The sequence below is a fragment of the Anaerococcus nagyae genome, assembly GCF_017874535.1.
Classification (GTDB): Bacteria; Bacillota; Clostridia; order Tissierellales; family Peptoniphilaceae; genus Anaerococcus; species Anaerococcus nagyae.
This window is the reverse complement of sequence record NZ_JAGGLS010000012.1, coordinates 1-26,256: the sequence shown is the minus strand read 5'-3', so window position 1 is coordinate 26,256 and position 26,256 is coordinate 1. Positions and strand designations below refer to the sequence as shown.

Annotated in this window: 11 protein-coding genes; all 11 read left to right on the top strand. The window is 32.3% G+C overall.

Going from position 1 to position 26,256, the window contains the following annotated elements; translation table 11 throughout:
* Positions 1 to 48: 48 nt before the first annotated feature.
* The gene (locus J2Z39_RS08085; RefSeq protein ID WP_209814714.1) at positions 49 to 1,119 is read left to right on the top strand and encodes a class C sortase; all 1,071 of its coding nucleotides are present in this window, start codon (positions 49 to 51) and stop codon (positions 1,117 to 1,119) included.
* Positions 1,112 to 1,993: a class C sortase gene (locus J2Z39_RS08080; RefSeq protein WP_117521868.1), complete on the top strand. Its 882-nt coding sequence runs from the start codon at positions 1,112 to 1,114 to the stop codon at positions 1,991 to 1,993. The genes J2Z39_RS08085 and J2Z39_RS08080 overlap by 8 nt, the downstream gene beginning before the upstream one ends.
* Complete coding sequence (locus J2Z39_RS08075) at positions 1,962 to 2,864, top strand: class C sortase (RefSeq protein WP_117521867.1); 903 nt, start codon at positions 1,962 to 1,964, stop codon at positions 2,862 to 2,864. The genes J2Z39_RS08080 and J2Z39_RS08075 overlap by 32 nt, the downstream gene beginning before the upstream one ends.
* Positions 2,865 to 3,461: 597 nt before the next feature.
* Complete coding sequence (locus J2Z39_RS08070) at positions 3,462 to 7,943, top strand: InlB B-repeat-containing protein (protein WP_209814712.1); 4,482 nt, start codon at positions 3,462 to 3,464, stop codon at positions 7,941 to 7,943.
* Positions 7,936 to 8,151, top strand: coding sequence for a hypothetical protein (locus J2Z39_RS08065; RefSeq protein WP_117521865.1), 216 nt, complete (start codon positions 7,936 to 7,938; stop codon positions 8,149 to 8,151). The genes J2Z39_RS08070 and J2Z39_RS08065 overlap by 8 nt, the downstream gene beginning before the upstream one ends.
* Positions 8,144 to 8,749: a signal peptidase I gene (gene lepB / locus J2Z39_RS08060; RefSeq protein ID WP_117521864.1), complete on the top strand. Its 606-nt coding sequence runs from the start codon at positions 8,144 to 8,146 to the stop codon at positions 8,747 to 8,749. Before J2Z39_RS08065 ends, lepB begins: the two co-directional genes overlap by 8 nt.
* A 24-nt stretch (positions 8,750 to 8,773) precedes the next feature.
* Positions 8,774 to 9,826: a DUF7601 domain-containing protein gene (locus J2Z39_RS08055; protein ID WP_209814710.1), complete on the top strand. Its 1,053-nt coding sequence runs from the start codon at positions 8,774 to 8,776 to the stop codon at positions 9,824 to 9,826.
* A gap of 60 nt (positions 9,827 to 9,886) precedes the next feature.
* Positions 9,887 to 10,636 (top strand): class B sortase, encoded by a 750-nt coding sequence (srtB, locus tag J2Z39_RS08050; protein WP_209814708.1) that lies wholly within the window; start codon positions 9,887 to 9,889, stop codon positions 10,634 to 10,636.
* 3 nt (positions 10,637 to 10,639) lie between these two features.
* Positions 10,640 to 11,365, top strand: a complete 726-nt coding sequence (locus J2Z39_RS08045; RefSeq protein WP_209814705.1) for a Spy0128 family protein — start codon at positions 10,640 to 10,642, stop codon at positions 11,363 to 11,365.
* A gap of 404 nt (positions 11,366 to 11,769) precedes the next feature.
* Positions 11,770 to 16,479 (top strand): MSCRAMM family protein, encoded by a 4,710-nt coding sequence (locus J2Z39_RS08040; protein WP_209814703.1) that lies wholly within the window; start codon positions 11,770 to 11,772, stop codon positions 16,477 to 16,479.
* A 537-nt stretch (positions 16,480 to 17,016) separates the two neighbouring features.
* A complete protein-coding gene (locus J2Z39_RS08035; protein WP_209814701.1) occupies positions 17,017 to 25,950 on the top strand; it encodes a SpaA isopeptide-forming pilin-related protein in 8,934 nt (2,977 codons plus the stop codon).
* Positions 25,951 to 26,256 lie beyond the last annotated feature (306 nt).

The following is a 26,256-nucleotide window of genomic DNA, read 5'->3' as shown; positions in this document are numbered from 1 at the left end:
TCTCTATTGTGAGACCCTTTTTAAAATGATAGCTAATAGAGAGGGTATATGGCTTTTAAAAAGAAAAAACAAAATACAAAAGAAAATCTGAATAAGTCAGATTCTAAAAAAAAGGTCAAAAAGAAAAAAAAGCCTCAATCAAAAGCGTCAAAGTGGATTTGGAGATTTATATTTCTAATTGGTTTGGCTGTTATGCTGTACCCAGCAATTAACCGTATATATTATCGTGTTGATTCTGGTAATCAATTAGATACTTTTAAATCAGGTACAGATCAACTTTCAACAGAAGAAATTAAAAGGCGTATTGACCTAGCCCATGCCTACAATGAGTCACTAACAGGTGATATAGCAGATGATCCTTACACCAGAAAAAAACAAGAAGAGGGACGTAAGGAATACGCTCGTATGTTAGAAGTTGCTGAGATGATAGGACATGTTGAAATACCGAGGATTAACCAAGACCTACCTATCTATGCAGGTACTAGCGAAGATATTTTACAAAAGGGTGTAGGCCATTTGGAGGGCACATCTCTTCCGGTAGGAGGTAATAGTACACATTCAGTTCTTACTGCTCACTCAGGTCTCCCTGAGGCTACGCTTTTTACCAATCTTAGAGAATTAGAAATTGGAGATAAGTTTTACGTACACAATATCGAAGGAGTCATGGCCTACCAAGTTGATCAAATAAAAGTAGTAGAACCATCGAACTTCAATGATTTATTAGTATCTCCAGGTCATGATTATGTTACACTTTTAACTTGTACACCGTTAATGATTAACACACATAGACTTTTAGTAAGGGGGCACAGAGTACCATACGTACCTGCTGTGGATGAAGAATTGATTAGAACAAATAAAGCAAATTGGATATTTAGAATACTATTTTTTGTAGCTCTTTTCTTAATCTTGGTACTTATAATTAGACTTATCAAGCTTAGAAGAGAAAACAAAGATTACTATGCTAGACTTGAAGAAATACGTAAAGAACAAGAAAATCTAAAAAATATGTTTATGAACGGCAGATCTAATACTAGCAGATCAAATTCAACTGGCACAGACATGTTTGAGCAAATGAGAAATACCTCAGATAAAGATTCAAGCGGAGATATGAATGAATAGAAAAGATAGAATTAAGAAAAACTTACCATTTTTTTTAATCTTTATCACAGGACTTATAATTTTTGCTTATCCATTAATAAGTCAAAAGTATTATGAGATAGAGTCTGAGGGAGAGGTTGTCGAGTTTAAGAAAGAAAGTGATAGTACAAATAAGGAAGAAATTGCTAAACGTATGGATCTTGCTCGCGCTTATAACCGTACATTAGACCCAGCTAGGCTTGCTGATCCCTTCACGCAAAAAGAAAAGGAAGGACGAGCTGAATATGCTAGAATGCTTGAAATAAATGAAATGTTAGGTCACGTTGAGATACCTAAGATTGGTCAAGATTTACCAATATATGCTGGAACTAGTGATGAAGTTTTAGAAAAAGGATGTGGCCACCTTGAAGGTACATCCTTACCAATTGGAGGTAATAATACTCATACAGTTATTACGGGGCATAGAGGACTTCCTAATGCTAAACTCTTTAGAAATCTTGATCAACTTGTAGAAGGTGATGTATTTTATATACACAATATTGAGGATACACTTGCATATCAAGTGGATAAGATACAAGTTGTAGATCCATCTGATTTTCAGCCGGTATTAGTAGAAGAAGGTCATGATTATGCAACTCTTTTAACTTGTACACCTTATATGATTAATTCTCATAGGCTTCTAGTAAGAGGCCATAGAATCCCTTATCAAGCAGCTATAGACGATGGAGTAGCCAATACAAAGAGTCAGAAATACGACTTTTTCCAATTATTTTTGATAATGTTACCATTGGTGGCTCTGCTTATAATATTTGTTATTAAAGAACATAGAAGAAGAAGCTCTCTTAGAAATGAGGTAAACACCATTGAAGAATCGATTAAAACTTACAAAAAGTAGTACTATTGGATACTTACTTATCCTAGTAGGATTGCTTTTTATAACTATTCCACTTACAAGAAGAACAATAAATGATTATTCTGCAAGGCAATCACAAAAAAAATTCGAAAAACTTCAAAATCAAAGAGATAAAGCAGAAGTAGAAGAGGAAAATGCCAATGCAAAAGAATACAATCAAACTGTAAGAGATAGTGATATAACAGTATCAGATCCATTTACAACAGAGGACTATCAAACAAGATATGCAAAATTTACCAAAACAAATGTTCCGTTTGCCTATCTTTCTATTCCAAAACTAGATAAGTACTTGCCTTTGTATCTAGATGCGACCCTAGACCATATATCAAGAGGGGTAGCACAAGTGGATGGGTCATCTATACCAGTTGGCGGAGCTGGAACAAGATCAGTAATAGCAGGTCATAGAGGCTGGTGGACTGATACATACTTCCTATATATAAATCAATTAAAAGAGGGTGACTATGTGTATGTAGAAAGAGCAGAACAAACCATGCGCTATGTAGTTCATGATAAGGAAGTAATTGATCCTTATGATTGGGACAAGTTAGCTCCAAGAGGAGATGCAGATATCATAACTCTTATGACCTGTAGTCCTTTTATGCCACCAAGACCAAATAGACTTTTAGTAAATTGCTATAGAGATGAAGGTGCTATAGCAGAGGAATTTGCTATACCAGGTAAAGAATTGCCGCAAAGTGAGAATGAACAAAATAGCTTAGCAAAAACAGATAAGATGGTAAGAATGACTAGAGTTGCTACTTTAGTATTTGCAGTATTAGGAATAATATTATTTATCCTGACCCTTATAAGATTTATAAAAAGATTAAAAGTGAATATAGAGTCAACTAAGTAAGATCGACCACCCATTTCGATAAAATAAAGTGAGCGGAAAGATATAAAGTATATGAAATAACTTTCTTCACTCCGATTTATTCGAAGAGGGTGGATTTTTATTTTTCTTATTATTTTCCTGTTGACCGAGTAAAAATATAGTTGGAATTTACTATATTTGCAAAAAATACCTCATATTTTATTAAACTTTTATAAAATGGTAAAAAATATAAAGGAGAGGGAAAATATGTGAATATACTTTTTAAATATTGCTTAATCATAGCTTACTGGAAGATTAAGACTATATAAAGAATTTTGCTAATCTTTATTGAATTTGCTATGTTTTTTGATAATAACAAGAATAACTTAATAATTTGGGTAATTATGATATAAGAACGAACAAAAATCTGGTAATTCCTAGTGGAATACTAGTGTAAATGTTTTAACTTTTAAATGGGGATGTCTCAATATTTTGTTAAGTAAAATCAATGTAAAAAGTTGATGATAAGGATTGAAATATGTATAAAATGTGGTTAAATTTAGTTAAACTTTAATCTAATAATGATTCAAATAATAAAATAAAAATCATAACTTAATTAAGAAAGGGGGACTGCTACATTTGAGATATAAGTTAATGTCTGCAATTATGGCTCTTTCTATTTTTATATCTTCAACTATTACTCCACTTGCAGCTAGCAAAGCTTATGCTAGTGACCAAGTAGATAATATTCCAAGCATCATAGAAGAAGAAAGTAACGAAGAAAACAATGAAGAATTGCCGATAGACTCCACTAACTCAGAACTTGCTAAGCCCGAGATAAAGGAGTCAAAAGATAATGGCGAGCAAGAGACAATGTCTGATTCTAAAGAAAAAGAACCTGAAGTGAAAACAGAAGAAGCACAAGAAGTAGAAGAAAAAAAAGATGTTATAAATACAGAAGAACATGAAAAGATAATAAATAAATCTTTAAGTGCAAATTTATATGAAGATGGGTCTTATAAAGCACTTAGCGATGCAGATGTTGATATAAAGATCACAGGCCCTATGCCAGAAAGCTCTTATATTAAGGCATATAAGCTAAAAAATCCAATAAACGATCCTAAAGAGGAAAATGTATTAGCCTTTGGATTTGAAATATTTTATGGTGATGATACAAAGTATGATAAGAAAGACTCGGATGTATATAAAATAGAGATAAAATCAAGCGAATTAAAAGATATTAATTCAATTTTCCTTTATGACAAAAATAAAAAAGGAAAAAAATTTAAAGCAAGAGATGACTTTATAAAACAAGCTAATTTAATAAGACTTGAAAGTAAAGTAAATGAATTTGCTATTACTAAGGAAATTAAAGTAAATGAAGAGAAGCTTGATCCTAAAGAAGAATCAGAGACTAAAAATAAGCAGGTCTCATCTATAGTAAAGGAAGTAGAAAGCTTAGATAAAGGTAATTCTTTAGAGGAAAAAGAAAGTGTTGATAAAACAAAAGAGTTGTTAGAAAACTTTACTAAAAAGGAAACGACATCTAATAAAAAAGAAGATGAAAAATCAGATCTAATAATAGAAAGCTTGAGAAAAGAATTCATAGCATCTAAAAATGATAAGTACAAAGACAAAGTCTATGCTGAAAAACCTTCTGATACAAATAATGCTAATGTAGAAAATACTAATAAACTTAGTTATCAACAATTATTGGCTGAAATATACACAGATCAATCTTATACAGATAAGACAAATGATAATACAAAAATAAAAGTATCAGGCCAATTGCCAGCAAGTACCAAAGTTAAAGCATATCCAGTAGAAATAAAAATAGATGGCAAAGAAGTACTTGCTGCTTATGATATTAAAATCTTTGATGAGGATGATAACGAATATAAAGTTACATCTCAAAATAATATTAACGTCCAAATCACCAATCAAAAAATAAGAAAAGCTAAGGAAGTAGAAGTTTACCATAAGGAAGATGAATTTGCCCATGAAGAAAAAGTTACGGTAGATAAAAAGATAAATGACACTGTAACGTTTAAGGCTGAAAGCTTTTCTATTTATGCGGTGACAGATCCTGAAGCTAATTCTATAAAATTTGTTTTTTTAAATAGGAATAAAGATGGCGACAGAGAAGTATGGGACATCCAAACCGTTAGAAATGGTGAAAAGCTAATTGAACCAGAACTACCTATCTTTAGCTACAAGGGTAAGTTTGAAGGCTGGCATTATTATGATATAGAGACAGATACTTTTGGAGATAAATTCGATTTTGAAACTCCGGTCACTGTTACAGAATCATCTCCTAAAATCATATACCTTAAGGGAAAATATCCAGATGTAGCCTATATCGACTTCATAGATAGAAAAGAGGTTGAAAATAGCGATGGAACTATTAGCTATGTGGATCAAGTCCTCTCTACTAAGGAAATACCACTAGGTGATAAAGTTACAACAGAAGATGTACCAGTAATCCCAGGAGAAAGTGGAACTGTATTCTCACACTGGGCTCTCGAGCCAGAAGGAAGCCAAGCTTTTGACTTTAACACCCCAATCACAAAGGACTATATCCAAAGTGTACAGGGCGCAGACAATTTCGTTAGACTTGACCTATATGCAGTATTTAAAAAAGCTCTGACAGTTACCTTTGATTCCCAAGGAGGAACCCATGTAAATAAGCAAGTCGTATATAGTGGAGACAAATTGAGTTTAAGCGATTTGACAAAACCAGTTAGGCCAGGCTATGACTTTAAGTACTGGTCGTCTTCACCAAACGGAAGGCAATTCAATTCCAACACCCCTATCACTAAAGACATGACCCTTTATGCTGTCTGGACTCCTAGGGTAGTTAAATATACGATCAACCATTTTATGGAAAATGCTGATGATAGTGGCTACTCCCTATATAAATCTGAAACAAGAACTGCTAATGCAGGAACATATACGAATGCTGATTCAAGCTCTTATAAGCTATCTTCTACTATAATGAATAATGAAAAGATACATTTCGCCAGAGCTGATGAGCGAAAAATCATAAGAGGCGATGACTCCACAGAGATTAATCTCTACTATGATAGGGATAGATTCACATTTAGAATTTTTGAGTCATATGTTTTCTATGAGATTGACGTTGTAAAAGTAGAATTAAAATGGGGAGCAGATACCAAGCCTTATTTTGAGGAAGCTCTAAGAAAATTGCCTTCAGGTTATACTTTTAAGGAAAATGGTATAGCTGGTCAAATTGTGACCAGTCCTCCAAGGATGCCAAAAAACAACTACAATCTATTAGCATGGCGTGAAGGAAGCAATGAGTGGAATGTTAGAATCATTGATGTTGAGACCAATCAGCTAATCAGGCTTGATGCCAAAACATCTCAATTAAGCTCATCATTCCAAGGCTATACTGGTGGTGAATCCATACCAGGCTATACCTACAAATATGTAGAAAGACCAGGAAACAACTTCGCCAGACCAAGTACAAAGCACGCCGATGGTAAGACATCTGAACAAAATGAGGTGTGGGTTTACTATCAGAGAAATAGACACGATCTAACTTTTTCTACTAATGGTAATGGACCTGATATCATAAGAAGTAACGTTCTATATGATTCCTCCTTAGCCCAATATGCCCCAGAAAATTATATAATAGGTCAAACAAAAAATAGCGAAGGACAAATTTTTGCTGGATGGTTTGAAAATGCCAACGGTGCAGGCAATCCATTAGATCTAAAATCAATGACCATGCCCGACAATAACTTAAAACTATACGCCAAATGGGAAGAACCAATATATACAGTTAGAGCTTATAAGCAGAGAAATAACCCCGAAGCAGGTGTTATTGAACTAAAAGTAAAAAGGGGAGATGCTGTCGATAAGACTAAGCTTAGCGCTGACAAACCTCCCGTTGCCCAACAAACCCCAGGGTCAGAGCTTAGGTGGTATGCATATATCAACGGAACACTGACAGAATATAACTTCAGTGATCCTGTTTATAGCGATTTATTTTTATATCCTGTTTGGTTAGCCCCAGTGGGAGACGAATTTAGACCTCTATCGCAAATCTATAGAGTCAAGTACAAGGCTCCTCAAGAAGACGGCACCGACTATATCTACACAGATCCAAACGACTACGTAAACAACGCAGAGGCCATAGTAATACCACCATATATTGATGGTGATTACAAATTTCCTCCATATGCAAACAATCCAACTGGGATGAAATTAAAAGTCCCAAAAGACCAGGTTTTTGAAGGTTGGGTTATAGATAAAAATTCAGAATTTACTAGCGTAACAGATTCAAATATGCTAAATAAAATCTATCGACCAGGTGATATAGTAAATGTAATAGGTAACATTATGTTTAAGCCAGTCTTTAACAAATACAGGGTTACAACACTTACCCTTAAAGAAATCTCTCCTAATGGTAGTCAATTAGACGATATAGTATATGAAACTAGAAATAAACCATCAGATTTACCAAATGGTATAAATGATAATAGACCACCTGAAGATTTGAGAAATAACGATACTATTACGCTACCACAGCCAAGAGCTACAAACACTACAGGTTTTCATTTCCTAGGCTGGTACACAACAGAAGATCCAACTAAAGGAAAAATTTTCAAGCCTGATCAAGAAGTAATGATAACTGATGAAAACATGCCAAATATTCTCTATGGTATATGGGAGAGAGACAAATACAAAGTGACTATTAGAAATGATGTCACAGGCGATGATATCTCTGATGAGGATAAGAAATTCATTGTCTCTTACACATTGGAAGATACTAACTATTCTGATGAATACGAAGTAGATAATGGTAATACTATTGATGTCGAAATACCTTATGGAAGTACAAATATAAAGATAGAATCAAAATCTAATCGATACGTGAAGTATAAGTACAAGGGTGATATTTATAATAGTAATACATTAAGTCTTGATAGTATAGAAGAGAATGTAGAAGTGATATTTGAAAGTCAACCTCTACCGCCACCTACAGGAATAATCGATAACATAGCCCCTATGGCACTAATGCTTGCCCTAGCTAGCATGGCTTTTGCATATAGATTATATAAAAAAATTAAATTAGCAGGGGGTATTGATGGATGAATTAGAAAATATTGAAAAATTTTTAAAAGATTTGAAGTTTAAAAAGCAAACTTTTGGAGGGGTATCTGAAAGCGATGCATTGGTGAAAATCCAGCAGCTTTCAGACCTTTACTTACAAGCTTTTAATAATCAAAAAATTAAGTATGAATCAATACTTGATGAAAAAGACAAAGAACTAAGACGATTAAGAGAGAATAGCAATGAGTAAAAAAATCAAATTTACTCAAGCGGATAGTAAAACCTCGCAAGCTAATTTAGATTTTACTGAAATAAATAAAATTATCAGGCAAAAGCGAGTTAATGTCTCAAATAAAAATGCAATTAGAAGTTTTTTTAAGAAATTATTATTAATCATCTTAGTATTGTGGTTGTTGTTCACTTTCATATTTGGATTTTTTGTAGTCTATAATGACGACATGTTTCCAAAAATGGTACCAAGTGACTTGTTGATGTACTACAGGCTCGACCATAATTATTATGTCGGCGATGTAGTAGTGGTAGGTAAAAATGATGCGGACTATGCGCTACGAATAGTAGCAAGTGGTGGAGATGTAGTAGATATCTCCGAAGAAGGACAGCTGATAATAAACGGATCATATCAAGCAGAAGATCAGATATTTTATCCAACAGGTCAGTATGAAGAAACTAGTACAGACATAAAGTTTCCTATAAAACTTAAAGAAGATGAAATATTTGCCCTAGGAGATATGAGAAGAGGAGCTAAAGATAGCAGATATTTTGGTTCAGTAACTAGAAAAGAAATAAAGGGAAAAGTATTTGCCCTTTATAGAAGAAGTAATTTTTAATAATATAAAATAGGAGAAAAGTAAATGAATTTAAATAACATTTTTAAAAAAGTAACAGGCGTTGTACTAGCAGCAACATTAACATTAGGTGGATTTGTTGGTAATGCATTTGCAGCACAAACAGGTTCAATAAATACAGAGGGTAGTTCTAATGCGCTAACAGAAGCACCATCTATTGAAAAAGAAGTAACAGGTGGATATTTTGGTGGTGGTACATTTAAATATGAAATAAAAGCAGCAGATGCACCAGCTTATTCTGGCTACCAATCTCGTACAAGTGCAGATCCACTAATTGGTATAGGTGATGGAAATATAGAGTTAGAAGCTGGAGAAACAACTGGTAGTGAACAACTTACAGTAAATCAAGAAGCGGTAGATAAAGCACAACCTGGTGTTTATAGATATAAAGTTAGTGAAAAAGCTTCTGGTATTTCAGGTATGAAAGATGATGAAAAAGTATATGATGTAGATGTATTTGTTACAAGTGATAACGGTACAGGAAGAAAAATTGCTTACTATATTGTTTCTTTAAATGGAGAAAAAGCACCACTTAAATTTACTAACGAATTATCTCAAAAATCATTGAAAGTAACAAAAAAAATAGATGGTAACCAAGCTGATCTATCTGATACATTTGAATTTACAATTGCTTTAGCTCAAGCTGAAGGAAAGAAAAATACATCCGTAAGATTAAATGGAAATACTCCAATTAAGTCAGGCGAAAATGCAGTATCAGCAGGTCAAATTGGAAATGGTGGATCATTTGAAATTACTGGATTAGCTAGTGGAGATAAAATTACAATTACTGAAAAAGATACTCAAGACAAACAAGGTTATAAAGCTAAAGTATCTTATAATGATGGAAAATTAGAAAATGCAGATGTTACAAAAGAAGGTGCTAGTGTTACATTTACAGTTGCAGATAACGGGGAGATTACTTGGACAAATACAAGAAAAGGTGACATCCCAACTGGTCTTATTGAAAACATTGCACCATTTGTACTAGCAATTGCAGCAGCAGGAGTAATATTCTTTATCTACTTTAAAAACAACAAAAAAGAAGAAGAATTAGCATAATATAACTCTATCACCCCTTTGGGGTGAATTTACATATATAATTTGAAAGGAGATCAGTATTTGCAAGTATTAGCTAATATATCGCGTATTGGCGAGAAAATTTTAGATCGAATAGTAGCATTGCTACTCATACTAGTTATACTTTTTGCAGGATACTCCCTTTGGAATTCTTATATGTTATTTCGTGGAGGATTTGCAGGAGATGAGCTTCTCAAATTCAAGCCACAAATTTCTGAAAATGGAGAGAATCCTACTCTTTGGGATTTGATGAAGATAAATGAAGATGTCGTTGCCTGGGTTACAATTGATGATACAAATATCGATCATCCAATTGTCCAAGGTGAGGACAATATGGAATATATCAACAAGGATGTATACAAGAAGTTTGCCTTAAGTGGGTCTATATTTCTTGACTATAGGAATAACAGAGACTTTACCGATCCTTATTCACTTTTATATGGTCATCATATGGAACGTGGTGGGATGTTTGGAGATGTAGTTCTATTTGAAGATAAGAAATATTTTGATAAGCATAAATATGGAACACTTTTTTTACCAGATAAAACTTATCGTATAGAGATCTTTATGGTAAGCAAAATTGATGCATATGATCAAATAATATTTAATCCTAAGACTACACAATCTTTAGTACAAAGACAAAATTTAATCGACCACGCAAGAAAAAATAAGCTCCAAGAAAGAGATATAGATATAAGAGAGGATAAAATCATAGCCTTATCTACCTGTGAGAAAGCGACTACCAATGGTAGAACGATAATACTAGGTGTACTAAGACCTGAATGGAGATAATTAATGAAATCATTTAGAAAAGTATACAAATTAATATTAACATCTATAATTGTCTTATTTCCATTTATAGATTCATATGCTATTAATCAGGCAGTACCTATTGGGGTGGATTGGTTTTATGAAGATGAAAAATGGAATAATTCGCCTCATAGATCGGATATAAAAATTGATCCTATAAATAATGCACCACTTCATAAGGGCGTAGATGAATTTTATGGTATAGGTGACTTAAAATTTAACTTTATCCCAGAATTTGATAAGGTTGGCAAATATGAATATTTAGTGTATCAAAATAATGAAGATATAGAAGAAGATAATAGATGGGTCAGGTATGATAGAACAGTTTATAGGCTAGTTTATCTTGTTCAAGAAAATAAGAATGGACTTACGATAAGCACTTATGCTTATGATGATAGTAATTATGATAAAAAAACTTCTGATAAGGGGAAGGTAACTAACATTGTATTTAAAAATCATGATCCACATAGGCATAGAAAAGATGGTAGTATTATAAAACCAAAAGATCCTGACAATACTGATGGTAAGAAAGAGCCTGAATATCCAGAAGATCCAAATAAACCAATTGATAAGACAGATAGAAATAATAAAAATTCTTCCTCTAATGTTAAGACTGGTGTGGAAGGAATGCGGCTTTGGCTCATTATACTTATATTAGCTATTGCAGCTATTACCATTTTAAATAAAAAAATAATATCAAGAAAATCCTAAACAAAACTCTAAAGTGTCCACTTTAGAGTTTTTTATTGTACACAATAAATTAATTATCTTTGAATACAAAATATCATATTATAATTCATTATATTATCTTATTTTTTATTATATTTAATCAGATAAAAATATTTTTTTAATATATACCTAGTATTTCACTAGACATTTTTGCTGCATTGTGATAAAATGTTGACAGTATTCTTTTAAAGCAAAATAAATTATACCTAATATTTAAAAATTAAATATTTAGATTAATAAATTAAAATATATTGGTTTTTTGAGCTAATATACCTAAAAGTATGATAAATCTCTACAATTCATATGTAATTAGTAGTATAATTGAAAACAATGATAAATTAGAATTATAATAAATAAAATAAAAGAATAAATCAAAGGGGAGATTTATGAAAAGAAATCATATTAAAGAATTTATGGTTAAGCTATTGGCATTAAGCTTAGCTATTGTTATGGCTTTTCCAGTAAATGTATTTGCATCGAGCCAAACACCAAAAAATTATAATCATGAACCATCAGTAATGGAAGATGAAGAATCAGAAAGAACAGACAGTCCGTCAGAGACCAGTCTATTCAAAAGTGAAGTTACAGTAGATGAAACAATAGACTATAGAATAGAAAAATCTGCGAACTTATCTAAAGCCACAGGTAAAATAGATTACAGAATAGCTGTAAAAAGCAAAACAACTCCAATAGACAAAACAGAAAAACTAATAGCAAGTTTTGCTACAGCTAGCAATACAGACTTCAAAGAATTGAAATTAGATAGGGTGACGGGTCTAGATAAAAATAATAATGAAGCAGAAATAGAATATGAAAAAGCAGATCCTAATGGATTATTAGATTCAGATAAAAATATTGATAGTTTAGCTATTACAACAGAAAATCCTGAAGTAGGGGTAGTTTATTACTTAAGTGCACAATTAGATCAAAAAAAGATACAAAGTCTAGAAAAGGAATCCCCAATCCTTGCCTTAGATATGGTTTTTACAGAAAATGATAATCCTATTTATGAAAGTAGATATTCTCTAGAAGCTCAATCAGTAGATAATTTAAATGAACAAGTACTCAGATTGCAAGATGATAATAATATATCTTTAGTAAAAGGATTATATAAAGATAAAAATAAAAAAGTATTCGGTTACGAACCAGCTACTATCACCTGGTCAGATTATATTCTTTCATCAGATTCAAAACCATTTACATATGACTTTAACCTAGATGATAGTCAAACTACAGATGAAAGCAAGATAAAAATAGATTTTTATCAAGCAACGGATAAAGGATTTGTACTTAATAAAGATTTCAGCCAGGAATTACCATTTAGTAAAAGTATTAAATTAACAATTCCGCAAGGACAAATAGCAAAAGTGGAAGTAAGCACAATAGTAAAAGAAAATACAAATTCAAAAACTTTTGACTATAACAATACACAAATCATAAATCCGAATTATGAAGCGGGAGAAAATAGAGAAAATCAAGATAAAATATCTAATAATTTTTCCAAAAATAAATCAAGGTCAAATACATCCAATAATATCATAACAGGCCAAACTGACCATAATTTTTCTGGGAATCCAAAAAGTAAAAAAGAAGATTCTTTTCATGATAATTTTTCTAAAAAAGGATCAAAGTTAAAATCTTCCATTAATATCATATCAAGTCAAACTGACCGTGATTTTTCTAGGAATCCAAAAAATGAAAAATCTACATCAGCTATAGAACTTAACAAAGATAGCTTATTAACGATATACAAAAAAGAAGACAAACTAGATGAAAGTTTAGAAGATAGTATCAATAAGATATCAGATTCCCTACAAGATTATAATGATGGGGAAATAGATTGGGAAAATTTTGTAGAGCAAATCAAAAAGGTAACATCAACACAAAGATTAGAAAAATCAGAATTTGAAGATATAATCAAAAGCTTAATATCAGGTCTTGATGAAAAGTCATATAAAGTTTCTAATATAAACTTAAAAGATTTAACAAAGAGATTATATATTAATATAAATTCTGTAAAAGAAACTAAGGTTGATAAATTAGTAGAAAAAAAATTAAAAGAAAAAGATCTTACAATAGAAAACTTCCAAAATTATATGTATGATTTGGAAGAAAAGTATGGCCTCACTGATGCAGATGCAGATAAAATATATACTAAAAATGCTGATGCCATCAAAAAACTTATAGAAAAATCCAAGAAGGGAAAAACTACTGGAGATGTATTTGCTGTTACAGATGGATTTAAAAACAAAAAATTCTTATTGATCTCTAATATGAATACTTTAACTATTCCTGGCGGTAATATTCCATCTGGAAGATATTTTGATATAGAGTCTACTAATAATATTGGGCTTGCTAAAAATAAAATTAATGATCTCTATGACGAAAATAACAATTTAGTAGCTAGAGCTAAAAAATTAAGTGAGTATAAAATAAGATATACTTTTGAAAAAAATATATCAGCTGATACTTCTGTTCCTATAAAACAAATGTATGATTTTATGGTTACTGATAATAATCCTATTACGGTTGGGTTTAAAATTATTCCACAAAATGGGCCAAGACAGTATTTGCCTGGATTAAAAGTTTATCCAGAAAGTAATAATAATCCTTCTGAAGATAGTAATGGAGTTGTAAAGTCCTTATATATTACTGATAAATGGACAGAGTCACAAGCAATTGGCACACATATTTCTAAGGATATTGGTGATAATATAAGATATTCTTTTGTTAAGTCAAATGATTTTGTAAATACTTATGAAAAAGCTATAGCCGATTATAAGAATGCTGATTTAAGTTATTATATATGGTTAAGGCCAGAAGTTATTAGTCAAATTAGTAATGATTCTGATATAACTATAAATATGGCTAAAAATGGGAAAATTGACGATGTTAGTATTTATAAAATTCCATATGGTGATACAGAAAAATATAAGGATGCTCTTAAAAAATCTACTATTTTAACAAAGCTAGGTGAGCTTGAAAATATAACTGATAAAAATAGTGTTAATTTTGATGATAATAAGTCAAATATTACTCTTAGATCTACTTATACAACTGATAGCAATAAAGATTCATATATAATTAAAGTTAAAGCTAAGGATGTAAAACCTAATGTTGATACTGAATTTTCATTTAAGTGGAGTACAAAAAATAATGGTACTATAGATAATTTATCAAATCCATATTATATTTCAACTAATTATGAAATGCCTGAAACTCCATCAGATAATAACAGTTTAAATTTTGAATACGAAGATAAAATATACAAAGATTTAACATATACTGATGGAAGAATGATATTTGATGATGAAAAAATGACTGCTTACTGTATAAATCTAGGCATCCCTAATCCTTTCCAAACAGGGGGTAAATATTATCAAAAAGCTATAGTCAATCCTAGTCCAGAATTGTTTGCAAGATATGCTTTCCCTAAAGGGCTTCCAAATGCTTATAAAAATAGAGACAATGTTCAAATGTACTATGATATTAAAAGAGCTATCTATTTAATAGAACAAGAAAATTGGGAAAAGGCATATAAAGATCATGTTACTCAAGCTGTAATTGCTAGAATAATAGACGTTTATACAGAAAATATGTATAGGATATCACGAAAGTCTAAGGAGATTGATCCATCTGTATATGATAAAAATAGCAGTAAGGGAAAAATTTTAGAAGAAGATGGTTCGGCTAGTGAGAATAGAGTATATAATGATAATCCTTATGGTGGACATAAAACATATAAAAAAGAAGTAAATGATATATTCTTTTCAATACCTGATACAAAAGATATAACTAACAAAGAAAAATATATATCTTATGAAACTTTAGATAAGGATGTTGAAATAAAAGTTTATCATTCATTTGATACTACAACTGATAAACTTGTTACAGATGTTCAAAATATTATAACATATGAGGTTAAAAAAACACCTAGATCTGAAATTAAGTTTAAAAAAGTATTCTCGGATAACGGGAAATATGGTGTAGAAATTAGAGAGAATTTACCAGAATCTGATGATAAAAATGCCTACTTTACACTATATGATCAAAATGGTAATAGCTATCATGATAGTAAATACCAATCTGTATCTGATGATAATGTAATTACATTTACTAACTTACCTACAAATCAAATCTATACCCTAAAAGAACAAGCTCCAATTGGTTATAATAGATCAGAAGAATATATATTTGAAATAGACGAAAATGGAAATATACAAGCTAAGAACTTTAGCCTTGGAGATCCTACAACCATAGTTAACAGCAAAACTGTTAAAGCAAAGTTCGCTATTAAAAAAGTAGATTCACAAACAAATGAACTACTTCAAGGTGCAGAATTTACCTTAGGTGGTGGAGATTTAACTAAAGATATTGTTAAGACAACATCAGAAGAAGAAAATCCTATTATATTTGATAATCTAAAGGCTAATGAGAATTATACATTAAAAGAAACAAAAGTTCCTACTGGTTATAAAAACGAAAATTTAGAATGGAATGTTAAAGTTGATCCAGAAGGTCAGGTAAGCATAGAAGGGATCAATGGTATAGAAGAAGACGGACTTCTAACATTTACAATTAAAAATACTAAAGAAGAGTCAAAGAATGGTAGATTTGAAGTCTTAAAAGTTGATGATTCGGATAATAAGCTTGATGGAGCAGAATTTACAATTTATGAAGATTCTGATTTAGAAAAAATCTTGACTTTAAAAGATGAAAAGCAAGTGAAAACAACATCTGGCGGTCAAATAACTTTTGATAATCTGCCACAAGGCATATATTATCTAAAAGAGAGCAAGGCTCCTAAAGGTTATATAATAGAGTCAACAATTTGGACGGTGATTGTAGAAAATGGAATAGCTACAATATCATCAGACAATGAAGATAATGAAAAATTTATAATCACAAATTCTAAGGATGATGAAAAAATTAGTCAAGTAAAAGTCATAAATCATAAACCGACCTATCCATCAACAGGTGGCTCTGGTCCAAAGATTGCTTTTGCTATTGGCGGTACTGCATTGATGCTATTAGCTTTAATGTATTATGGTATTTATCAAAATGATAAAACCTATAAAAGATCAAAAACTAAATAAAAATTTGTAAATAATAAAACTTAAATAGACACAAGCAAGTTCAGCTAGTTTCCATACTGGACTTGCATATATTAATTTTTAATATTTAAATTCAACTAAATACTCATTTTATATATATTGGGGAAATTAATTGTTAAATTATATCAAAGTCTTGAAGAAAGCTGATAATTTCATAATTTGTTAAAATTTAGCAAAATTTTACCCTTTATTTCTTATGCTCATAATATTTACATAAATACTACTGGTATAGTATAATTAAGATGCTTTACTAGTAGTATTTTTTTACTATTATATAGTAAAAATCATAATGACTAAATTTTAATTTAATTATTAAAATTAAAAAGATAAAATAATATTCATAAATTTTAAAATACTTTATATATTATTTAGCTACTTTATTTGATTACAAAAGGTTTTTAGAGAGTATAGTTAATTAAAGAGATGAAGAATTATTTTCTATTTTAATATCGCTTAGATATATATCAAATTAATTAATAAATAATGAAAAAAATTTATAAGTATAAGAAAGGGGTTTCAATGAAAGGCAATCTTAAAAGCAACTTGGTGAAGATTTTATCAATTGCGTTAGCTTTCGTTTTAGTTTTTCCAACTGAAATATTTGCTATAGCAATGAAAGATAGAAAATCCAACACCTATCAAGCTTCAAGGAGTATTATGGGGCTTGCAACATCTGCAAATAATAATTTGCCAGATAAAAAGGAAAAAGAACAGAAATCAGAAACGTTAAAATCAGAGGTAAGCATCGATAAAACAAAAGAATTTACTATCGAGAAATCTGCAAATTTATCCAAATCGACAGGGAAAATTGACTATAGGATATTAGTTAAAACAGAAAACGCAGATTTAAATGGTAAACAAGTAGCAAATTTTTCTATAAATCAAAACACTGATTTGGTTGATTTAAAAGTAGAAAAAGTCACTGCTATAGACGATAACAAAGAAAGTGAAATCAAATACAGCAAAGAAGAACCTGAAGAAAATGATTCTACAGAAGATTTATCTACATTTGCCATTGCTAGTGATACAAAAGATTCTGTGGTTTATTACATAAGTGCACAATTAAGTGATAAAGCTTTGGCTGATATTGATAAGACTTCGCCAAACATGAGTATTGATTTTTCCTTAAATGAGGGTGCTTCTAAGCAATATCAAGATAGATTTTCTCTTGAGTTAAAAAAATCTGAAGAAAATGAAATTACGATTGATCAGGATGGTAATATAGCAGAAGAATTATTAGAAGAAGTAGAAGATTCTACTCATTTATACAAGGGTCAATATAAAGAAGAACAAACAGGAATATTTAATAAAACTCCTGCACAAATCCAATGGAGCGATTATATCAATCCAAAAGATAACAAAGAATTTACTTATAATATAAAATTAGACGATACCCAAGATACAAAAGACAGTAAAATCAAAATAGACTATTATCAAGCAGGGAAAAAAGGCTATGAGTTAAACAAGGACTTTAGTCAAACCGTGCCATTTGCAGAAGAAATAAATCTACAGATCCCACAAGGTTACATAGCAAGAATAGAATTTACAAGCAAAGTAAAAGCAAATACTAATCCAAAGTCTTTTAACTTTAATAAAACCGTAATTAAAAACCCTACTTATAAAGAAGAAAAAACAGAATCAAATCCAACCGAGTCAGATGAAGAAGACCCTGACCCTCTTAGCTTAAAAGAAGATAAAAAAGCAGCTGATAAAGATTCTTTAAAAACCGACCAATCTTCTAAAGAAAATGCCAAGTCACCATCCTCCATTGATAGCATGACAGACGAAAGTGACCAAGATTTATCCAAGAATTCAAAAACAGAACCTACTAAAGAAAAATCATCAGCGATAGCACTGAATAAAGATGCATATATTTCAAATTTAAAAGAAAATAATAAACTTTCAACAAATCTAGAAAATGCAACAAAGCAAATAGTTCCAGTATTAGAAAGTTATAATAAAGAAGAAATCAACTGGGATGATTTCAAAGCTTCTATCCAAAATATAGCAAAAGCAGAAAATATAGATTCTGCCCAAGCTGAAGAAATTATATCAGCCCTATTAAGAGGGCTAAATGAAGACAAATACAAAGTAGCTAATGTAGATATCAAAGAAGCTACAAATTTTGATCAAGCAAGTGAAAATGCTTTAACTACAGAAGAAATTAAAGCTCTAATCAAAGAAGAATTTGCCAAAAAGGATGCCGGCCAAATCACAGAAGAAGAATTGGAAGCATCACTAGCAAGCATTAGAGAAAAAAACAACATTACAAACGAAGACTTCGTCAACATCCTAAGAGATTTATACAAAAATGATGAAATAGCAAATGATAGCCAAGAAGATACAACTACTATTAAGACTGATAAAACTAAAGAGAAAGCTCTAGCAGAAAAATTAGCAGAAGAAAATCTATCAACAGAAGACTTCATTGCCTTCCTACAATCTTATGTAAAATCATATGACATAAAAGAAGACCAACTAGAATCACTACTTAAAGAAAAGCAAGTTGAAGTAGAGAAAGTAATCGGCGATTTCACTATTGATGAAATAGTGGCAGCAGCTTTCCTAGATGGGCTCAACCCACACATCTTTGCAGCTGGTGATCCAAGTGTTGAAGACTCTGGTTTTGCCAATGAAGATTTCAAGACTGAATTAGAATACTATACAGAAACCCTAACCAGAGCTACTAACGAAGACAAGCTTTTTGAAATAGTTAGAAGTAACTCTACTGATGATTTGTCAGACCAAGAAATTAGAAATGATTATGTAGGTTGGAAGATAAATATCCCTGGCACAGACAATTCAGGTAACGACATCACGGAGTTCAAAAAAGATAAGTACGAATATGATAACTTGAACTTCTCTATTTACGCACCAGCAGGTCAAAGCCTTGAAGAATATAGGGTTGTAGTAGAAGATGGCGAAGGTGGAACTACAAGCTACTCTGGTTCAATGACAGAGAAAAAGGGTGAACATTACATTTATAGTTTCTCTATTCCAAAAAACAAGCTTACAGAAAAAGGCTACAATATTTATGTAGTGGCCAAGGAACCAAAGAAACGTCAAAACTATGCTATTGGTGTAAAGATTTCTCCAGACAAAAACTATGTAAATGAACTTGTGAAGGACTTTGATAAAGACTTTGAAGAATTATCACAAAAGTATCCTTTCCTAATTAAATGGAAAGATACTTCAGCTGCCAACCCATATAGAAATGGCATAAATCTAATAGATACCAGAATGGTATATTTAGAGCCAAAGGGCTGGCAAGACCTCTTCCCATACAATGGTTTTAGGTCTCTAGACTACAACGACAATATTGACGATACAGATATTATGAAAAATAGAGTATCAATGTTTGGAAATATCAAAGAAGATGGTCAAATCACATGGACCATTTCTGAAACTTTCCCAGCAGAGAGACTTGTCAACAAAAACACTGTAGGTATAGATGCCTACTCAGCAAAAACTGACGGTCAAGGACTAACAGGACCAAGTGTACAAATCCTAGTACCAAATGACAATGGTGGCTATGATGTTACAGACTTAGGTAATGTAGCGAAAGAAACACTACAAGAAAAAATAGGCAACAAACCAGGAACTATTGTAAATTACACCTTTACTGACAAAGCTACAAATAAAGAAGAGTTTACAACCCTAAGCCTAGACTCTGGCAAGTCTGCATCCATTGCTTACAAGCCAAGCTTGCTTCAAAGAGAAGAAGGGGCAGAGAAGGACACAAGTGGCCTGGCCTACCTACACAAGGTCCAAGAACACAAGGACGGCTCAGGCTATGAAGTAGCTCTTTCAAACGACCAAGCCAACACAATGAAGGCCTTTATCCCAAAAGACTCAAGGAAAAACCCTAGATTCAATGATCCAAATTTTAAGGATACAGGAGTTATTGTATTCTGTCTAAACCCAGGTAAACCAGAACCAACTAGACAGTACAAATTTAACGGAACCATTACCAAGGGAGAATGGTCTACAGCTGAAAAAGATTGGGCGAAAAATGGTAGGGCCATAGCAGCCCTTGCTACAGCAAACGAGGCCAAGTCATCCCCACTTTATAAGGGGACTACCGATAATAAATTCTATGAAAGCCTATATGAGTACCTACTAAGAATGTATTGGTACGGCCAAGAGCTAGCAGAAGAATACCAGCTTGACGAACAGTCCTACTACAAGATCATCCAATATAACCTCTACTACTGGTTAGCTGGAGAAAACTACGCAGAATCCTTTAGAAATGGTGGAGGCTACAACCCTAATTATTTCTCAAGTGCCGAATACAGCTATGCCCAAGGGCTAAAAAACCGTATAGCAGAAGGCAAAGACTGGGATAAGGTAGACAAAGACAAAGAAATCCAATTTTTCTACTATGGCCACGACAAGACCAGGTCCTACCAAAACACCATCACAGGTGATACCAAGAGAAAAGCCAAAAAAGGCAGCGTCACAGTAAATAAAATTGACCAAGACCAAGATGGAAAGAAACTTCCTGGAGCCTATTTCCAATTACTTGATAAAAATAAAGATCCAATCAAAACCCTAGTAACAGATGAAAATGGTGTGGCAGTATTTGATGGCCTTGACTATGGCACCTACTATATAAAAGAAGTCCAAGGACCAAAGGGTTATCAATTTAAAGAAGAGATTTCTGATGCTATAGTAGTCGGAAAAGAACAAGCTCATTATACTTTCAATTATAAAAATAAAAAAAACGAAATAGTATTTAGAAAAGTAAATGAAAAAGGTCTTGCCATGGATGGTGTAGTCTTTGAACTAAGTCTAAATGGCAGAGCGCTTTCTGGCCAAGACCAAATATCCGGCAAAGATGGTAAATTCTCATGGAAGGAACTTACACCAGGCAATTACCAAGTAGTAGAAAAAGATATATCTAAATATCCAGAATATAGCGAAAACGAAGGAAGAACCGTAGCAAGCTTTAGGGTAGATGAAAATAACATCATCCAAGATAAAAAGATTTATTATCCTAATGGCAATAGCAAAATTGATATTAAAAACGAAAAGAATGAGGGAAAACCAATAGGTATAGAATTTACCAAGGTAGACCTTAAGACAGACGAAGCACTAGAAGGAGCAGAATTTGTCCTTGAATATAGAAAACCAGATACATCTATCTTTAGAGAACTTGCAAGATCTAGGACAAGATCAAATAGCGAAGGTAAACTTGTTTGGAACGACCTAGTAGACGGTGACTATAGAGTAATAGAAACCAAGGCGCCAGACGGTAATTACGACACCGACCTAAACCTTGGAGAAAAAGCTACCTTTACTATAAAAAAGAATCAATATGGTTATTACGAAATAAAAGATAAAGATCAATTAGATCTAAAAATTACAAACACCGAAAAACCAGAAGAACCTAAGATTACTACAAGTGAATTTGAATTCACTAAGGAAGATAAAGAAACAAAAGATAAACTTCAAGGTGTAGAATTTACCCTAACATCAGAAGGCGAAGTTGGTGAAAAAGGTAAGGAGTTTGACTACAAAGTCAGCAAAACAACTGATGAAAATGGAAAAATAAAGTTCGAAACCCTATATCCAGGCACTTACACCTTAAAGGAAACAAAACAACTACCAGGATATCAAGAAAATAAGAAAACCTGGACTGTTGTGGTAGATGATCAGGGTGAAACAAAAGTTCAAAGCCAAGGTGGAGGTTACAAGATAGAAACGTCAAAGGAACAGACTTTTGATAACACTTATGTATCTCTAAAGGCATCTATAAAAGAAACGAATAATGAAGGTGTATTCCTTTATACAATGAAAATCAAACCTAAAAAGGATATCTATGGTATAAGCCTGCAACCAAATAGTTCAGATATTACAGGGGATTTAACCAGGCAAGGAACTATTGATATAACAGGCTTAGAAGTTGGAAAAGAAAAAACATTCAGTAGGACGTTTTCAATAAGGGATATTGATAAAATCAATAAAAACACTGATATTTACCCTGTGAACCAAGTTATGATATTAAAAGATGGAGGGGGTAATCAACAAACTGCTAGTATTTCTCCAACTTTTAAGGTCATAGAGGACTCTGGCCCACTTACCATCACAAACGAAAAGGAAAAGCCAAAATCTGCCAACCTTACTATCAGAAAATACGATAAGGACACAAATCTTGGTCTTGAAGGCGCAGAATTCGAACTATATGACAATGCGAGTGCTACAGGCAAACCTATAGATAAAGCTACTTCCAACGAACATGGTTATGCTACTTTCAATAGTGAGAATATTCAGTTAGATACAACTTACTATGTAAAGGAAGTTAAGGCTCCAGAGGGCTACAAATTTACAAGTGCAATAACAAAAGTAACATCATCAGCGCAATCTGATAATACAATAAACGCAGAGATTCCAAACGAAAAGAACAATTCTCGTTTTGAACTTTACAAAAAAGACTCTAATGGTAATTACCTGGAGGGAGCTAAATTTAGACTCCTAGATGAAAATCAAAATAAATTTGAACCAGATAGAATTGAAACTACTGTTAGCAACGGTTATATCAAATTTGATAATCTAAAAGCAGGCAAGACCTACTACCTAGAAGAAGTTGAAGCTCCAGATGGCTATAGGAAGAAAGAAGGTAAATTAAAATTAATTGTAGATAAGGATGGATATATCAGTTGGAAAAATGAAAGTCTAGTGGAAGAAGCAGATTCAGCGGAACCTTCAAAGATCATTACAAATGATGTATTAAAAGTAGAAAAAAATGCAAAATCAGAATCTTATAACTACGAATTTGCAAATAACCCAAACTATATGAATGCTCGTGATTATGTTGAGGCTACAGATCCAGAAAACAGTCTTATAACATATTATCTGATGCTAAAACCAAATTTTGTAGATGGTTCATCAGCTACTAATAAACCAACCAAGCTAGAACTAAATGCAACAAATGCAAATTTAGAAAAAGTAGAGCTTTTTGACGTCAATCCCGGTAGAGATAGTAAGCAAATAAGTGGAGTAAATGAGAAAATTTATATTGGCGATCTAATGAATAGCAGAAGCATAGATGATAGGGTTATATTCTTTCTAGATAGAACTCAAGCAAAAAATTCTGATGCTGGCAATATTACAATGGGATCATCAACTATTAGCGAAAATGCTACAAATACCATAGTAAATAACCAAGCCAATAACGCCTTTATCAAATTTCCACATAATGGTAGAGAGGGTAGGTTTGATGGAAACTGGTCATATATAGTCAAAGTTACAGCTAAAATAGTTGATAAATATCAACAATCACAAATTGGATATAATTGGAAAACCATAGATACACCAAACAACACTGATGCCATACTTCATCATTTTGATCTTCCAGCTCTTTATGAGAAAGAAGTAATCACTGAAGAAAACAAAAATAAAAATACAGAAGCACCAAGCTTTACTGTAATCAACCAAAAGAAGCCATCAATAGACTTTGTAAAACAAGATGGAGCTAGTAAAAACCCTCTATATGGTGCAGAATTTGTACTCTATAAAGGTGATGAGGAAGTTAAAGACTCACTAACATCTTCAGATAGAGATGGTAAGTTTGGATTTGACAACCTAGAAGATGGCTCATACACAGTTTATGAAACAGTTCCACCAGAAGGCTATCCATATGCTGAAAGATTTATTGTATCGACCTTTACTGTTGAAAATGGTAAAGTTAAAGATCTTAAGACCAACCAAAAGTATGGCGAAGAAATTATAGAAAACTTTGATTCAAATGAAGCCTATCCAATCTACAACAAAGTAAATGAGATTAAGTTTAAGAAGGTAGGAAAGGACAATAAACCTTTAGCAGGTGCTAAGTTTAAACTTGATAGAGTTTGGGATAGCTATGATGATAAAGGCGATCTTCAGCCTTATAGACAAACAGTTTTAGAAAATATTGAAACCCTTGATGATGGTATCATAGCCCTTTCAGCAACTGAACCTGGCAGATACCAACTAGTAGAAACATATGCCCCAAAAGGTTATCAACAAATAAAGACAGATAATGACGAAGAAGTCAAAATAGGTGGACAAATAGTAGCAGAGTTTACAGTAGAAAGAGGCAGCCTAGACATTAAAAACGTCTTAGTTGGCGACAAATATATCCAGGACATGACAGGAAATACTGAAACTCTTGAAATAGTCAACAAAGAAGCTGTAGAAGGTAAGTTCCAAGTTAATAAGGTCGATGGATCGAGAATAGCCTTAACTGGTGCAAGATTCATATTAAAAGATATGGAATCAGGCCAATATGTAAAGACAGACGGAACATTTACAACAAACTCCGGAGATGCCCTTACAGATGGCTCAACAGTCAACTACGAAAACCTACCAGTAGGAGAATATGAACTAAGAGAGTTCAAATCCCCAGACGGCTATGTAAGAACTATCAATACTTGGAAGGTAGTTGTAAATGATGAAAGCACAACAACTATTAGTGAAAATCCAAAGCTTGATAATGATGTTACTGCTGAAATAACCCCTGAAACTACAAGCTCACCAGCTATTCTAAAACTAGTAAACAAATCCAATGAGATAGAATTTGAAAAAGTAGATAGCAATACAAAAGACCCACTAAAAGATGTTGAGTTTGAAGTCTGGTGGGACCAACAAGGTGATAAGAACAATACTGATGTAAAATATAAGGAATATGTAAGAATTCAAAACCCTGATAAAACAGAAGATGCAAAGGATAAATTTATATTTACAACTGATGAAAATGGTAATTTCAAACTTAAAAACCTAGGAACAGGTCACTACAAGATCTACGAAACACTTCCAAAAGATTATAAAGTTACTGACCAACTAACAGACAACGAACCTATAGCAGATGCAAAAGGTGAATTTGTAAATGAATTCTTTGTTGATATTGACGGAGATATCAAAAAGTATGACAATGGTATAGTAGCCGGAAAAGATGAAGCACCAATCACTACCATTAAAAACACCCCAATCACTGGCAAATTTAGAGTTCAAAAAGTTGGAGAAGATGGAGTCGAAAAACTTGATGGCGCAGTATTTGAGCTTTATAAAGTTGATGAAAAAGGCGATGTTCAGGGAGAATCTATCACATCAAAACCTATTGATGGAGTAACTGGCCTAGTAGAATTTGCCGGCCTAGAAGATGGCCAATACCTACTTGAAGAAACAAAAGCTCCTGACGGATACGTTATGAGCGCAACTAAGTGGGAAGTCACTGTAGAAGATGGCAGGGTCAATATTTCATCAACAGATGAATCTTCTAGATTCACTAGAACAGACGATACACTTACTTTAAATGTAGTAAACAAAAAACCAACCTACCCATCAACAGGTGGAAATGGTCCTAAGATTGCCCTTGCAATAATAGGAACAGCTCTCATGTTAGCAGCTATTGCATACTACGGTATTAAACAAAACGATAAAAATCGTAGGAAAGCTGATGGGCTTGGAGCATAATAAAAGAAAAAGATTCTAGTTAAAAGCTAGAATCTTTTTTTGCTATAAATTAGTCGAAAAAGAAATCAAACCCCACCCCATTTCGACCGAAGTGAAATCGAAGTGGAGAAATCCCACATATACGTAAGAATAAATAAATAAAAACAAACTAGAGATCTCTCCATGCCCTCACTACCGCTCGTTTAGTCGAGATGGAAATAGAACTCTATCCCAAACTTCGCCTGAATTAAAATGAAGTTGAGAAAAATGAAGAAATTCCATTATGTAGTTAATAAGTGAAAATACCCAATCCATTTCGACCGAAGC